This window comes from uncultured Virgibacillus sp. (assembly GCF_947495635.1).
Lineage (GTDB): Bacteria > Bacillota > Bacilli > Bacillales > Amphibacillaceae > Virgibacillus > Virgibacillus salarius.
On sequence record NZ_CANMAB010000050.1, the window covers coordinates 1 to 16239 of the forward strand.

Consider the following 16239-nt stretch of genomic DNA (forward strand, 5'->3'; position numbering starts at 1 on the left):
ATAATAGCTACTAGAGGAAGCGTAAATCTGAGCATTTAGTGATAAGGACTGAGCGAATTTTGCTCCGTTTTTCTTATTCTAGGAAGCTTTTGTCAACCAATCCTTCTAAATTAGGCTTCTCTTTTAAAAATGCTAATTCATAGGATGAGTTGGAAAATTCTTCAAGAACTTCTGGTTCAATATTGAATGTGAAATCAATTCGTTCCCACGCATTATCAATCACCGTTTTGGATAGATCCTGATCCGTAATTTCTTTTATTTTATTAATCGCTATTGTTTTTGCTTCTTCTGGGTTTTCTTGAATAAATGCTGTTGCCTTTTTATGTCCATCCACAATACGTTGAACAAGTTCTGGGTTATTCTTAATTAAATCCTGAGAGGTTACAAAAACAGCCGCAGGTAACGTATCTCCCCAAGCTACTTCTGGCGTGTCAATTAATACCTTTCCGCTACCTTCGACTTCAATGACTGAAGCCCAGGGTTCAGGTACAGTAGCTACATCAATTTTCCCTGAAGTAAACATACTATGATAGGTCGCCGGTTTACCTGTTACATGTTTCATCTGACCACTTACCCGATCGGATGTTAAATGATATTCTTCTTTCATTTGTGCCTCGAATTGCACATCATGCGTACAGCCAACTCGCGGGGAAATAAATGTCTTACCAGCTAGATCTTCTGGACTTTCTATCTCTGCGTTATTTCTAGCCATTATTACGGTTCCTCCAGTAGATCCAGCTGCGACAATATTAATGTTCGCTCCACTAACAAAATGATTCATAGCTGGACCAGGGCCAACCAATCCACCTTCAATTTCACCTGTTTCCAATGCTGTCATAAATGCTGAACCATCAGGAAAATATTGATAGTTCACTTTTGTTCCACTAGGTAAAGTATCTGCGTATAAATCTTTTTCTTCAGCTACCATTCCTGCAACATGATTAATGTTTGGGAAATAACCAATCGTTATTTCCTCTTGATTACTGTCTGATTGATTATTTGCACATGCTGTTAATAAGCTTGCAAGCAATGAAAATAAGAAAATAAATCCTGTGATTCTTTTCATTTTTTAATCATCCTTTCATCTTAATAATCCCCATCGTTTCATTACAGTATGCTCCAGCTTTGAGAATACGAAATGATCGACAATAGCGCCAATAACTCCAATGATAATGATGATACCTATTACTTGATCCATTCTGGCATAATCTTGAGCGTAGCTTAAGGAGTATCCTAGACCTGGTCCATTACTTAATAATTCTCCAGACATTAATGCACGCCAGCTAAAAGCCCAGGCAAGTCGTATACCTGTCATAAAGTAAGGGATTCCAGCAGGTACCTCTACTCGGTAAAATAACCTTAGTCCTTGCGTTCCCATTGTTTTAGCTGCTCGAATAAGCTGAGGTGAAACATTTTGAATAGCAGACCTTACATTAATAGCCATAACGAAAGTACCACCTAAAACAACTACAAATATAACCGAAAATTCCGTAAATCCAAATAACATAATGGCAAGCGGTACCCATACAATACTTGGAATACTTTGAAGAGCTATCAAATACATACCAGCTGTTTCATCTGCTTGCTTTGATTTTCCGAGAATAACCCCAATAATTGTTCCAAAGAGAATAGCTAATGACATTCCAAAAAGTAAATGTTTAAAGCTAGCTCCTAGAGCCTTTACTAAATCACCACTTGTAAAGCCTTCGTATAAGGCGGTAGCAACGGTAATTGGGGAAGGGAACACAATTGCTTCAAAAATATTTAGAGAATAAATAAATTGCCATATACCTATAACAACAATAAGAAACATAATACGTTTAGCTGCTATGCTGAATTTCATCTGCTAATTCTTCCTTTAACACTTTATTTATTTCCGTTTTCAACAGATTCATAATTTCTTTTTCTAACGTAATTACTTGCTGATTTTCACGATCACGAGGCCTTGGAAAGTCTATGGTAATATCTGAGATAATTCTCCCGGGACGAGTTCCCATTACAATGATACGATCAGATAGTTTGATAGCCTCATGAATACTGTGCGTAACAAATAAAATGGTTTTCTTTGTTTGTTGCCAAATTTCTAATAATTTGTCTTGAAGGATATGACGTGTTTGTTCATCTAGTGCCCCAAATGGTTCATCCATTAGTAACACTTTGGGATTCATTGCTAAAGCACGGGCAATAGCCACACGTTGCTGCATTCCACCGGACAATTCATAAATATAATGATGCTTAAATTTGCTTAACTGTACCAATTTTAAAAAATGGTCGGCTTCGAGTTCTGCCTGCTGCTTATTCATGCTTTTTTTTAACGGAAAGGTTACATTACCTTTAACATCAAGCCATGGGAAGAGAGAGGGTTGCTGAAAGACCATACCTCGGTCGGGTCCTGGCTTTTTTATTTCTCGTTTTTCTAGTGTAATGCTACCTTCTGTCGTATTTTCAAGCCCCGCAACCATGGATAATAAGGTTGATTTTCCACAACCAGATGGCCCAAGAATGGATACAAACTGATTTTCAGCAATCGTTAAATCAATGTCAGAAAAAACTTCAAATGAAGTATGTTTTTGCTTATCGATAAATGTTTTCCCAACGTTTTGTAGTTTGAGTAGCAAGTTGCAACCTCCTATTCATTAAATTCCTATAAGAAAAGTATGATTTGTTTGGATTGCTATCATTATACGCAACCACGAGTAAATACGTCAATTGTTTTTTAGTTTCCTTTCATTTTAGTTAACGATGGTTGGTTTGATTTTTTAGAGGTTAAATTATATAATTATTCAAAACAATTATTATATTAGGAGTTTAATAGTTGAATGATTGGGGTAGACATCGTTAATGTAGGAAGGTTTCCCTTGGAAATCTAGGGATACTTAATTATATACAATCTTATAATAGTAATTTAATAGTAGGAGGAGTGTTACTCATGGAAGATCTTTATCCTTCAAGGCAAAATAACCGACCGGAAATTTTGAAGCGGAAGGATCCTGTTATTTATACAGATCGATCCAAAGATAATCAGGCTCCTATTACAAAAGAACAGCTTGATTCTTATGAAAAAAATGGGTTTTTGCAGATTAAAAACTTCTTCTCAGATAAGGAAGTAGTGGATATGCAGAAAGCCATTTTTGAATTGCAAAAGTCTCATCACAATGTTTCTTCTGACAAAATTATTCGTGAGCCAGAGAGTGATGAGATTCGTTCTATTTTTCACGTGCATCATGATGATAACTACTTTAAGAATATAGCAAATGACAAGCGACTTCTTGACATAGTTGAATATTTATTGGGAAGTGGCGTATATATACATCAATCTCGAATTAATTATAAACCAGGTTTTAAAGGAAAAGAATTTGATTGGCATTCTGATTTTGAAACATGGCATGTTGAGGATGGTATGCCACGGATGCGAGCAATAAGTGTGTCGATTGCGTTATCAGATAATTATAGCTTTAATGGTCCTTTAATGCTGATACCTGGATCCCACAATTTCTATGTTAGCTGTGTAGGGGATACTCCAGAAGATAATTATAAAAAGTCACTTAAAAAACAAAAACTGGGTGTTCCTGATGAAAACAGTCTACGCTGGTTATGTGATAAAGGTGGAGGTATTACTGCCCCAACTGGAAAAGCAGGTGCTGTAACATTATTTGAAAGCAATACAATGCATGGATCATCTAGTAATATGACGCCATATCCACGTAATAACTTATTTATGGTATATAATAGTATTGAGAATCGATTAGTAGAACCATTTTCTGGAGGAAAAGAACGTCCAGAATATATTGCAGTTCGTCAGAATGAATTGAGTTTAAGCGGTTGAAAAGAGGGTAACTAAGGGAAACTTTCCTTAATTAAGTATTCCTAGATGATTAGAAGCTGGCTACAAGTTATGCCTTGTAGTCAGCTTTATTATCTAGGAAATATTATCGTAGGGAGATTCTAGAAGTCTCCTCGTATCTGGCGCAGGAGCTGGACGCGGCTCAACACGCCATTATTTATTCACATGGTCTTATTTTGAACTATGACTATAGGTTTCTACAAGATTTCTCTTAAATGAATCGTCACAGTAAACCATTCAATGGTTGATACCAAATGTAATGATGAGAATTCTATCACAACAGTGGGAAATAGAGGCTATGGATTATGGTGAGATCTATCAACAAGTTCTTTCAAAAAATGAATATTCGTTCACAGAATATATGGTGAAACTCTCCGTAGTTACTTGATGGTATGTAAGCTTAGGGAGAGGATAGAAGGAAATCAAAAAAGATGATTAATTCTATTTCTCATCGGAAAATGGTGGGAAAGATAATCTTTAATTCAAAAATAATTTGGCATAAAAAAGAGAGAACTAGTATTCATCTAGTGCTCCCTTGTATAGCTATAATAAAAAATAAGTTCGCTTATTGTTTAACTGTATTTTTTTTCGTTACTTTTTCAATCCAATCAAAAGGATCTTTTTCTCTACCGTACTGAATTCCAGTTAGTGTATCATAAAGAGCTTTTGAAATTTTTCCTGTCTTACCTTCATTGATATAAAGATCTTTATTCTCCCAACTAAGTTGGCCAATTGGTGAAATAACTGCTGCTGTTCCTGTACCAAAAGCTTCCTCCAACGTTTCATCTAAATAAGCTTGATATAAATCATCGATTGCGAGTTTTTCTTCAATCACCGGTATATTCCAATATTGAAGCATTTGGATAACAGAATTTCGCGTTACTCCTTCTAAAATACTACCATTAAGTGCTGGTGTGTAAACTTTTCCATTAATCTTAAAGAATACATTCATGCTACCAACTTCTTCAATATATTTCTTTTCTAATCCATCTAACCATAGTACCTGAGTAAATCCTTTTTGTGCACATAATTCTTGTGCTTTTAAACTGGCAGCATAATTTCCACCGGTTTTTGCTTCACCCGTACCACCTTTTACTGTCCGAACGTATTGATTTTCTACAGCGATTTTAACGGGATTTATCCCTTCTTTGTAATAGGCCCCTACCGGTGATAGGATAACGATTAATTTGTATTGATGTGATGGAGCCACGCCGATAAATGGTTCCGTAGATATAATGAATGGACGGATATAAAGAGATGTTCCCTCAGCGGTTGGAATCCACTCTTTATCTAAATATACTAGCTGCTTAATCGCCTGCAGAATAAATGCTTCGTCAATCGGAGGAATACATAGCCGATCATTTGACCGATTTAGACGCTGCAGGTTTTTTTCAGGTCGAAACAGATGAATATCGCCTTCTGGCGTATAGTAGGCTTTTAATCCTTCGAAAACGGATTGACCATAATGAAATGTCATTGCGGAAGGATCAATCGTCAAAGGCTCGTAAGGTACAATCCGTGGATCGTGCCAGCCTAATGGTACAGAATAATCCATAATAAACATATGGTCTGTAAATACTCTTCCAAATTCTAGTTGATCGGTTTTCGGTTTTTCTTTTTTCACTGCACTATGGTTTACCTTAACTGTCCATTCTTCCATGTCACTATCCCCTTGCTGTAAAAATTTTAATAACTATATTAGTCTATAATTCTAATAAAAGCAACCCTTAATTTTCAGTTTTTTTTATTTAATTAAAATGTTGTATACTTTTTATAAGGTATGCAAGATGAAAGGGAGATGTATAGATGCGCAAAGCAATTATTTTTGATTTAGACGATACGTTATTATGGGATAAAAAAAGTATAGAAGAATCGTTTAAAGATACTTGTAAACTAGCGAGTAAGGCTAATACCAAAATTGATCCTATCATCCTGGAAGAAAGAGTAAAGGAAAAAGCTCGTAGGTTATATGCTTCCTATCCTACCTATTCTTTTACTAGAATGATTGGTATTAATCCATTCGAGGGATTATGGGGGGATTTTTTTGATAAGGGAGAAGTCTTTGAGCAGCTTCACAAGCTGGCTCCAGATTATCGTAAATCGACTTGGACAGAAGCATTAAGAGAAGTTAGTGTCGATGATCCATACCTTGGTGCTGAGCTAGCTGAAGCTTTTCCAAGGATTAGAAAGGAGAAGGCGTACGTCTATAAGGATACCTTTGATGTGCTTGATCAGTTAGCTAGTGAATTTACATTACTATTATTAACAAACGGTTCTCCAGATTTACAGGAAACAAAGCTAGACTTAACCCCTAGGCTAAGGTCATATTTTGATGCGATTATAATATCTGGAGCATTTGGTAAGGGAAAGCCGGATGCTTCTATATTTCAACATGCATTAGATATACTTGAAGTGGAAAAAGATAAGGTAATCATGGTTGGTGATAATTTAAATACAGATATATTGGGAGCTTCTCGAATTGGCATTGATTCGATCTGGATTAATCGAGAAGATATAGAGAATAATGGATTACCAACTTTCGAAGTAAAGGATTTATCGTCCGTATTAGCTCTAATTCGTAAAGGTGTATAAGAAGGGTAAGCTAGGCTGTCGCGAACGACAGCCTAAGCTTGAGATGTAACAAGCCTCCAAATGATTCTATAAATCTATCGCTGTAGCATCGTGAATTTCATCTACTTCTTCGATGGCTGATAACTCATGTTTTTCAATGTGTCGATCTACAGTCATCACCATAATGGCATCTCCACCAATATCTGCACGGTCTACTTGCATTGTTGCAATATTGATTTGATGTGTAGCAAGTAAGCTTCCCATTTTTCCGATTACCCCAGGTTGATCTTTATGGTGGATAACTAATAAATGACCTTTTGGTGTCACATCTACACTGTAATGGTCAACTTTAACAATTCGGGGACCTAAACCATTTAATAATGTGCCGGAAACACTACGTTTTTCTAATTTTGTTTTGATTTCAACATTTAACAGGTTTGTAAAACCTTTGGTTGATGAGGTCTTATTTTCATGAATAGTTATACCTCGTTTTTCGGCAAGATATAGTGCATTAACATCATTCACATGCTCGCCAAGGTGTCTTGTTAATAATCCTTTTACTGCGTTACGCGTAATGGGAGCTATTTTGGTTTTTGATAGGTCACCGGAGTAGTAAAGGTTAATTTCTTCAACAGCTTCATTTGTTAGGTGAATAAGAAATGTTCCGATTTTCTCAGCAAGATGGAAATAAGGTTCAATCTCACTTAATATTTCTTTTGATAAAGAAGGAAGATTTACTGGATGACGTACGACATCACCAGCCAGAAAACGAATAACGTCTTCACTGACATCGATGGCTACACTTTCTTGTGCCTCAAATGTACTTGCTCCAAGATGGGGGGTTGCTATGACTTCTGGTAATTCCAATAATTTATTATTGTAAAATGGCTCCTCTTCAAATACATCTAATGCTGCTCCAGCCACTTGATTGGATTGAATGGCCTGATAGAGAGCATCCTCATCAATTATTCCACCTCTAGCACAATTAATAATTTGTACACCAGGTTTGACAAGCTTAAAAGCTTCTGCGTTCAATAAGTGACGCGTTTCTTTTAAAAGCGGTGTGTGTATTGTTATAAAATCAGCATCTTTTAATACATCTTCAACTGTGCCATATCGTATATCCATTTTTTCTGCCTTGTCCTCTGTTAAAAATGGATCATATGCAATAATAGTCATGCGTTGACCTTTCGCTCTGTAAGCTACCTCAGCACCTATACGACCAAGTCCTATGATTCCCAGTGTTTTATTCTTTAATTCCGTACCAACATACTTTTTTCGATCCCAATGTTTGTTTTTAAGTGATAAATATGCTTGGGGAATCTTTCTTGAAAGGGCCATTATCATGGCCATCGTATGTTCGGCTGCTGAATTCGTATTACCATTTGGTGCATTGACAACAATAATTCCATATTCAGTAGCCGCATCCAGATCGATGTTATCTACACCCACTCCAGCACGTCCGATAATCTTGAGTTTGTGCGCTTTCATGATTAAGTTTCGCGTAACCTGTGTCTGGCTTCTGACTAATAGGGCATCGTATTCCGCTATCCGATCTTCTAATTGCTCTTGTGACCAGTCAATTGCCATCTCAATGCTGATATGATTTGCTTGATTTAAAGGATATATACCTTCTTTACTTAATGGATCTGAAATTAAAACTTTAAACATTTTATTACCTCCTAAGGGTATCGGACAAAGTTAGATTTTTATCCTAATTAATTCACTAGTAACTAAAATTAACTGACTTCAGTGGATTTTACAGAGATCTCACTCGTGAATTAATTGAATATAGTATGTCAACGGGGAATGACTTTGCAATGACGAATGGTGAACAAACCGAAACTTTACTGAAAGAAATAACTTTATTCTATTTGTTGTTTAAATATACATTTTGCGCAGCACGAACACCTTTTCCTAGCTCAATATTTTTGTTAATCTTTCGCAAACCAATCTCCATTAAACTAATAATTTGTAGGACATCAGCGGGATTGCAATACCCCATATGACCGATACGGAAAATGGCTCCTTTTAAATGCTGTTGTCCCCCAGCGATGGTTAATCCAAATTCTGAACGAAGTACCTTTCTTAGTGCTTCAGCTGAAAAATCGGCAGGTCGAACAGCAGTAACTGTAGGTGACCCATCAGTATCCTTTGTCAGTAAAGGAATATTTAATGCATGAAAAGCATTTCGAGTCATTTCTCCCATGAGCTGATGGCGTTTATAAATAGTGGATAGTCCTTCATCTTCCATTAATGCAATAGCCTGTTTAAGCCCTAATAATAATGAAACAGCAGGTGTAAAAGGACTTGAATTTTCTTCTAACTTATTACGGTATTTTCGCATGTCTAGATAAAAACGAGGTTGCTGGTTATGTTCAATTGCCTCCCAAGCACGTTTACTGGCAGCAACAAAAGCTAGACCAGCCGGAAGCATCATTGCCTTCTGTGACCCAGTCACAACAATGTCCAATCCCCATTCATCCATTTGCGTTTCGGTAGCACCGATACAAGAAACACCATCCACAATAAATAGCGCGTTTGAGTACTGATGGACTACGCTTGCTAAGTCCTTTATGGGGTTTAGCACACCAGTAGATGTTTCACAAAATGTAGCGAATACAGCTTTTACATCTTGATGTTTTTGTAATAAATGTTGTAATTGATCTGGGCTAGCAGCTTCTCCCCATGTGACGTCATAACGATGAACTAAAATGTGATATTCCTCACATATTTTCGTAAACCTATCACCAAATGCACCAGATACAATTACAATTACTTCTTCACCTGGTTCCACAGCGTTTACGACAGCAGTTTCTAGAGCGGCTGTGCCACTTGATGTGAATAGCAATACCTCTTCTTTTGTACCAAAGATTGGCTTCAACTTACCCTTTAAAGCTTCAAGCAACGCCTGCATTTCTTGCCCTCTATGTCCAATCATTGGCTGAGACATAGCTCGTTGAACACTTGGGGGAATAGGGGTGGGCCCAGGTATTCTAAGTATTTGCTGTTCCATTTGCATAATTTACTCCTTTCTAGACAAATTCCGTCTATTTCATTTGTTCTGAAATAATATTTTTCAGCATAGCAGAACTTTATATATTGTCAATCAATTTCCTGTATTTAAAATATTAAATTTGTAAAATGATTCTTTTGGCATGTTCGAACCAATAGCTTCTAAAGATGAAAGATAAAAAAGGTTGCTTTATTTAATTTTCCAATATAGAATATTCTTTAAAATTCTAAAAAAGGATAAAGGAAATCTATCGAATAGATTTTTGGACAAGGAGGGGACAGCGGTGGTTACTTTTGTAGCATCCATCTTGTTATTACTTATTGGTTATTTCGTATACGGAAGGGTGGTTGAACAAATTTTTGGCATTAACGATCAGCGGCCTACTCCTGCATATGCGAATCAGGATGGTTTTGATTACATGCCAATGAGCTGGTGGAAAGCAATTTTAATACAGTTGTTGAATATCGCTGGAACCGGACCGATTTTTGGTGCAGTAATGGGAGCGTTATATGGTCCAGTTGCATTTATTTGGATTGTAATAGGTTGTATATTTGCTGGTGCTGTTCATGACTATATGTCAGGTATGCTATCGCTACGTCAAGGAGGAGCGCAATTTCCATCACTTGTTGGGAAATATTTAGGAAAATATGCTAGAGCATTTATTACGCTTTTATCTATATTATTAATGATATTAGTGGCAGCAGCATTTACTGCTGCGCCCGCACAATTATTGTCACAAATAAGTCCACTTAATTTCTTGACATCTATATTAATTGTGTTTGCGTATTTTCTATTAGCTACCGTTCTACCAATCAATAAAATTATTGGTAAGATATATCCGTTATTTGGTGCCATCCTTATTTTTATGGCTATTTCTATAGGTGTTGGGATATTCTTTTTTGACTATACCGTTCCTAATTTAACGTTGACTAATCTTCATCCTAATGAGCTACCTATCTGGCCGTTATTAATGGTGACAATTTCTTGTGGTGCAATATCAGGATTTCATAGTACACAAAGTCCGATTTTAGCTAGAACCCTTAAAAAAGAAAGCGAAGGAAGAAAAGTTTTTTATGGAGCTATGATAGGAGAGGGGATCATTGCTCTTGTTTGGGCGGCAGCAGGGATGGCGTTTTATAACGGAACAAATGGACTGCAAACTGCTCTTGGGTCAGGTGGCCCGGCAGGTGTTGTCAATGAAATTAGTATTGCTACATTGGGAACATTTGGCGGTATATTAGCAGTGTTGGGTGTAATGATACTGCCAATTACTACAGGAGATACAGCATTACGGTCATCAAGAATGATGTTAGCTGATTTACTAAGGCAGTTATCGAATAAGCAAGTGTTAGGAAAGAGATCGCTTATATTATTGGTTATTCCTGTAGCTATACCTGCATTTTTATTATCCTTAATAGATTACAGTTTTTTATGGCGATATGTGGGTTGGTCAAATCAAGTTGTAGCTACATTTATGCTTTGGACTGGTGCCATGTATTTACTTAAGCATCAGAAGTTTCACTGGATATGTAGCATACCAGCATTATTTATGACTGGAGTAGTAAGTACGTATATATTTTATGCACCTGAGGGATTTCATTTAGAATACAGACTTTCAATGGTTATTGGAACAGTGATTTGGGCTGTTGTATTCATTTGGTTTATTTACCAGCTAGTTAAAAGTAAAACGGCAAATAAAGAAAAAAGGCTTACTAATACTTACGTTGGTTAGATGGGATGAACAGAAACGAGATTCTATATATTTACCAACGATAAAGAATTATCAAAACAACAAATAGAATAGAACGAATAAAAAGCCGAATGGATTCAAATTTCTTAGTTCGGCTTTTTGCTTTAATGAAAATTGCCAATTAATTTCTCGCTTTAGGAAATATTTTGAAAAAAACATTGACAGCATTTGTAAAACGAACTATGATGATCTCTGTAACGGGTTACATATTAAGAATAAACAAAGAAATTACTTACATGAAAGGGTTTAAATAATGGCAACGATAAAAGATGTAGCAAAGCTTGCAAACGTCTCCACGGCAACAGTTTCAAGGGTGCTAAATAATAATGGATATGTAAATAAGGATACAAAAGAACGTGTGACAAGAGCAATTAGGCAATTGGACTATCGACCTAATGATATTGCTAGAAGTTTGTTTAAAGGGAAGTCCAAAATGATTGCGTTATTTGTACCAGACATTATGAATCCGTTTTTTCCAGAGCTAGCTCGTGCAGTAGAAGATATAACAAATAAACATAATTATACATTTGTACTATGTAATACTGATGATGATCTTGAAAAAGAGATAACGTATCTAAATGCATTACAACAGAAGTCAGTTGATGGTTTTATTATTGTTTCAAGTAATTTAAAGGAAGATTATCTTCATAATATGAATGCCCCTGTTGTTGCACTTGATCGGATTGTTAGTAAGCAGTTATCTTCTGTTACGGTTAATAATCGCGAAAGTGCTAGGGAGGCAACGAATTATCTGAAAGCAATTGGCTGTAAACGAATTGCGCATATATGCGGACCGGACTATGCGATGAATACATTGGAACGACTTGGTGGCTATTTAGATATAGTTAAAAAAGAGAAATGGTTTCTATCAAGCTATGTTGTTTCTGGTGAATATAACTATGAAAAAACAATTGCAGTAACGAAAGAATTACTTACTAATCATCCAGAAATTGATGGTATATTTGCAGCAAATGATAAGATGGGAGTAGGAGTAATAAAAGCAGCAGAAGCATTAGGTGTGAAAATACCAGAGGAATTGGCGGTAGTTGGATTCGATGGAATAGCTATGGGGGAGACAACTACCCCTTCGTTAACAACGATGGAGCAGCCGATTTATGATATTGGGGCACAGGCTGCAAAGCTTTTATTGGAGCATATTCATGACTCAAATCGTAGCATTGAGCAAGTCAACCTAAAGACAAAGTTAATAGAGCGTGATTCAACTAGAAAACGGAGGTAAACTGCAAATGACTAATAAACCAATTGTAACCATTATAGGTAGTATTAATATGGATTTAACGATAACTACACAGACGATGCCTATGCAAGGAGAAACGGTGCTTGGAAAGCATTTTTCAACATTTCCAGGTGGTAAAGGTGCGAATCAAGCCGTTGCGGCAGCAAGACTTGGTGCTAATGTTAACATGATTGGAATGGTAGGTGCGGATGCCTTTGGAGATAAACTTTCTAAGCATTTACGGAAAGAGGGTATCAATGATTCGGGCATATCAATTGATAACGAAGCGTCAACTGGGATCGCTAATATTATTTTATCGGAAAATGATAATCGAATTATTGTTGTACCTGGTGCGAATTATAGGCTATCACCGAATATTATAGATCAACATCGTCATTTGATAAAGGAGAGTGATGTTGTTCTTGTACAATTGGAAATTCCAATGGAAACAGTTAACTATACCGTGCAAGTAGCGAAAGAATTTCAGGTTCCAGTTATTTTAAATCCTGCTCCGTATCAAGATTTACCTGATGAGCTGCTAGAATTAGCAACCTATTTTACCCCAAATGAAATAGAAGCAGAAGCATTGAATAGTAATCCATTATTTATGAAGATTCAAGAAAAAATAATCATGACACAAGGAGAGAAAGGTGTCCATTATTTTCTAAATGGGAAGGAGTACCATATTCCAAGTTATCAAGTTGGTGTCAAAGACACAACAGGTGCAGGTGACACATTTAATGGTGCACTTGCTGCCCAACTCGTCCAAGGACATTCTCTTCCTGAAGCAATTAGATTTTCAACTGCAGCTGCAGCATTATCTGTTAGTAAAATTGGTGCACAAGGTGGGATGCCGACGAAGCAAATGGTTGAACAGTTTTTGCAAGAAAGAGGTAGCGTTCAATAAATTTAACGAATCTTTAGTGGAGGTTTTATGGTCTATCGACGGTACGAATTTCATTCGTACAATTGTATCTTTGAAAGTACACAGAGGCGATTTTAGTGTATCTTATCGGGAATTTTCGGATAATTAATCCTCCACTAATCCTTGATGACTCCTGTTAAAGTCTTGAAGTCGGTGTCATCTTACACATAGATGTGAGATGAAAATTGTAAGGATTAACCATTTAACTAGGAGCAGAGTTATTTAATATCAATTGCTGGTACAGCTGTACATAGAGGCTTACCCTCAAATGAGATAGTCTTCGTTTCTAACAGTAGATTACTAGACATAGGCTGGTAGTTGTATTTTCTACAAGTAAGCATACGATTGTAGCACCACATAAGTAGGTATCTTTTTATACCATGGGGGGATGAGAATGAAGGCATCACCAATCATAGAAATGGCTAATATTGATAAGTATTTCGCAGGCAATCCTGTTTTAAAAGCAGTTGATTTTCAAGTGTTACCTGGTGAAATTCATGCACTTATGGGAGAGAATGGGGCAGGCAAGTCTACGCTAGTAAAAATATTAACTGGTATTTATAGACGAGATCAAGGTGTAATAAAATGGAAGAATAAAGAAGTTGTTTTTAAGAATCCGAAACAAGCTGAACAGAACGGAATTATTGTAATTCATCAGGAATTAAATATTATTCCGCATTTAACTGTTTCACAAAATTTGTTTTTAGGAAAAGATATTACATATGGTAAGACAGGTATACTTAATAAAAAAGAAATGCACCAACGTACGAAGCGACGTTTATATGAGTTAGGGGTAACGAACATTCACCCAAATGATATAGCGGGCAATTTATCGATAGGCAAGCAGCAACTGGTGGAGATTGCTCGGGCTTTGGCGGCGAATGCAGAGATGATCATTATGGATGAACCAACCGCAGCCTTAACGGAACGTGAGATAGAACGGTTATTTCATGTAATCCAGAAACTCAAAAATCAAGGTGTTAGTATAATTTATATTTCTCATCGAATGGAAGAAATTTTCGATATATGTGATCGCATTACGGTACTAAGAGATGGTCAAACCATTGGAACAAAATTAATCGCGGATACATCTTTTACTGACATAGTAAGAATGATGGTGGGAAGGGAATTGGGAGATCGTTTTCCTGAAAGAGTAAACGTTCCTGGTAAAGTGATCTTTGAAGTAGAAAATATATCAAAAGAAGACCTGTTTGAAAATATTTCTTTTTCTGTAAGAAAGGGGGAAATTCTTGGAATAGCAGGTTTGATGGGGGCAGGCCGTTCAGAAGTAATGGAAGCTATTTTTGGTTTTAGTAACAAGGACCATGGTGCAATTAGAATAAATGGAAAATTAGTAACAATTAAACATCCAAGAGATGCAATCGAAGCAGGAATTGGTTTTATAACCGAAGACAGAAAATCTAAAGGACTAATCATGCATGCACCGATTAGAGAAAATATTGCATCAGCAAATTTGAAAGCGATATCAACATATGGTGTTATCGTAAATTCAAAGGAAACATTATTAATTGAAGCATTAATAAATAGATTACAAATTCGAGTTATAAGTAGTGAGCAGGAGGCGAAGTCGTTAAGTGGTGGAAATCAGCAAAAAGTTGTTCTAGCAAAATGGTTAGGAATTAACCCAAAGATTTTAATATTAGATGAACCTACTAGGGGGGTGGATATTGGGGCAAAGAAGGAGATCTATAAAATTATCAATGAGCTTACTAAAAGTGGTGTTGCTATCATAATGATTTCATCTGAGCTTCCCGAAATATTAGGTATGAGTGATCGAATTATGGTAATGCATGAAGGGAAAATAGCGACGTTTTTAGATAGGCAGGAAGCGAATCAAGAGAGAATTATGGCAGCTGCGACTGGAGGTGTAAGGCATGACTCAACTTACTAGATTTAGCTTAGCAAAAATCGGCCCTCTATTAGGATTGGTTGTAATCACATTTATCTTAGGTATACTGAGTGATAATTTTTTTACGCTAGATAATATTTTAAACCTTCTTAGACAAGTATCCGTAAATGCACTTATTGCATTTGGCATGACCTTTGTCATCCTAACAGCAGGTATTGATTTGTCTGTAGGTTCTATTTTAGCTTTGGGAAGTGCTTTAACGGCAGGGCTACTGACAAGTGGTATGGATCCGTTATTGGCAGTATGCATGGGCTTAGTTATTGGGCTCATTTTAGGTGCGGTAAATGGCATTATTATTACAAAAGGAAAGGTTGCGCCATTTATTGCCACACTTGCAACAATGACAATATACAGAGGAGCTACGCTTGTATTTACAGATGGTAAGCCGATTACTGGATTATCAGATAGCTTTCTATTTGAAATGATTGGAAAAGGTTATGTGTTTGGAATTCCCTTTCCAGCGATCGTTATGGTCATTATGTTCTTTCTTCTTTATTTTATCCTTCAACAGACCGTGTTTGGTAGACAAGTTTATGCAGTTGGGGGAAATGAAGAAGCTTCTACCTTATCTGGAATAAAAGCAGATCGAGTGAAAATCTGGGTTTATTCGTTGACGGGTATGCTATCTGTCTTAGCTGGAATTATAATTACAAGTCGTTTAAATTCCGCACAGCCAACTGCTGGAAGCATGTATGAGTTAGATGCGATTGCAGCAGTTGTCATTGGAGGTACCAGCTTAGCTGGAGGGAGGGGGAGAATCACTGGAACGTTAATAGGTGCTTTAATAATTGGAGTCATCGATAATGGTTTAAACCTATTACATGTTTCTTCATTTTATCAGCAGATTGTAAAAGGCGTTGTTATTTTATTAGCAGTCTTACTAGACAGGAAGTCACCCTAAATTGGAAAATAGTATTAAATACAACCATTTATAAAAAATTCTAAGAAAAGGTAGGGGAAAAAACT

The 16239-nt window shown here is 36.4% G+C and carries 13 protein-coding genes; 7 read left to right on the top strand and 6 right to left on the bottom strand.

The genetic code is table 11. The annotated features are described in order from the left end of the window. Positions 1 to 73: 73 nt before the first annotated feature. The 3 genes from Q1A47_RS11840 to Q1A47_RS11850 are packed head-to-tail and all read right to left on the bottom strand — an operon-like array spanning position 74 to position 2618. The gene (locus Q1A47_RS11840) at positions 74 to 1066 is read right to left on the bottom strand and encodes an aliphatic sulfonate ABC transporter substrate-binding protein (RefSeq protein WP_026682679.1); all 993 of its coding nucleotides are present in this window, start codon (positions 1064 to 1066) and stop codon (positions 74 to 76) included. A 15-nt stretch (positions 1067 to 1081) separates the two neighbouring features. After that, positions 1082 to 1843 (bottom strand): ABC transporter permease, encoded by a 762-nt coding sequence (locus tag Q1A47_RS11845; protein ID WP_166529800.1) that lies wholly within the window; start codon positions 1841 to 1843, stop codon positions 1082 to 1084. Next, entirely contained in the window at positions 1821 to 2618 is a 798-nt protein-coding gene (locus Q1A47_RS11850) for an ABC transporter ATP-binding protein (protein WP_026682681.1), read from the bottom strand. Before Q1A47_RS11850 ends, Q1A47_RS11845 begins: the two co-directional genes overlap by 23 nt. Before the next feature lie 311 nt (positions 2619 to 2929). Between Q1A47_RS11850 and thpD the strand changes: the two genes are divergently transcribed. Further along, complete coding sequence (gene thpD / locus Q1A47_RS11855; RefSeq protein ID WP_026682682.1) at positions 2930 to 3826, top strand: ectoine hydroxylase; 897 nt, start codon at positions 2930 to 2932, stop codon at positions 3824 to 3826. A gap of 583 nt (positions 3827 to 4409) precedes the next feature. Here the strand turns inward: thpD and Q1A47_RS11860 are convergent. After that, on the bottom strand, positions 4410 to 5504 hold the full coding sequence (locus Q1A47_RS11860; RefSeq protein WP_026682683.1) for a branched-chain amino acid aminotransferase: 1095 nt from the start codon (positions 5502 to 5504) through the stop codon (positions 4410 to 4412). A gap of 146 nt (positions 5505 to 5650) precedes the next feature. On the opposite strand from Q1A47_RS11860, the gene Q1A47_RS11865 reads away from it, so the two are divergent. Continuing rightward, the gene (locus Q1A47_RS11865; protein ID WP_026682684.1) at positions 5651 to 6436 is read left to right on the top strand and encodes an HAD family hydrolase; all 786 of its coding nucleotides are present in this window, start codon (positions 5651 to 5653) and stop codon (positions 6434 to 6436) included. A gap of 66 nt (positions 6437 to 6502) precedes the next feature. Here Q1A47_RS11865 and serA read toward each other — a convergent pair whose 3' ends face one another. Then, positions 6503 to 8086 (bottom strand): phosphoglycerate dehydrogenase, encoded by a 1584-nt coding sequence (gene serA / locus Q1A47_RS11870; protein WP_026682685.1) that lies wholly within the window; start codon positions 8084 to 8086, stop codon positions 6503 to 6505. Positions 8087 to 8285: 199 nt separating this feature from the next. Next, complete coding sequence (locus Q1A47_RS11875; protein WP_026682686.1) at positions 8286 to 9437, bottom strand: alanine--glyoxylate aminotransferase family protein; 1152 nt, start codon at positions 9435 to 9437, stop codon at positions 8286 to 8288. 277 nt (positions 9438 to 9714) lie between these two features. Between Q1A47_RS11875 and Q1A47_RS11880 the strand changes: the two genes are divergently transcribed. The 5 genes from Q1A47_RS11880 (at position 9715) to rbsC (ending at position 16174) form a co-directional block, all read left to right on the top strand. Further along, positions 9715 to 11163, top strand: a complete 1449-nt coding sequence (locus Q1A47_RS11880) for a carbon starvation protein A (protein ID WP_034679590.1) — start codon at positions 9715 to 9717, stop codon at positions 11161 to 11163. A 271-nt stretch (positions 11164 to 11434) separates the two neighbouring features. Beyond that, a complete protein-coding gene (locus Q1A47_RS11885; protein WP_026682688.1) occupies positions 11435 to 12421 on the top strand; it encodes a LacI family DNA-binding transcriptional regulator in 987 nt (328 codons plus the stop codon). 7 nt (positions 12422 to 12428) lie between these two features. Beyond that, positions 12429 to 13325 carry a ribokinase gene (rbsK, locus tag Q1A47_RS11890; RefSeq protein WP_166529801.1) on the top strand — a complete coding sequence of 299 codons (897 nt, stop codon included), beginning with the start codon at positions 12429 to 12431 and terminating at the stop codon, positions 13323 to 13325. Positions 13326 to 13737: 412 nt separating this feature from the next. Further along, a complete protein-coding gene (locus Q1A47_RS11895; protein ID WP_166529802.1) occupies positions 13738 to 15255 on the top strand; it encodes a sugar ABC transporter ATP-binding protein in 1518 nt (505 codons plus the stop codon). Beyond that, positions 15239 to 16174, top strand: coding sequence for an ABC transporter permease subunit (rbsC, locus tag Q1A47_RS11900; RefSeq protein WP_121604805.1), 936 nt, complete (start codon positions 15239 to 15241; stop codon positions 16172 to 16174). Before Q1A47_RS11895 ends, rbsC begins: the two co-directional genes overlap by 17 nt. Positions 16175 to 16239: the final 65 nt, after the last annotated feature.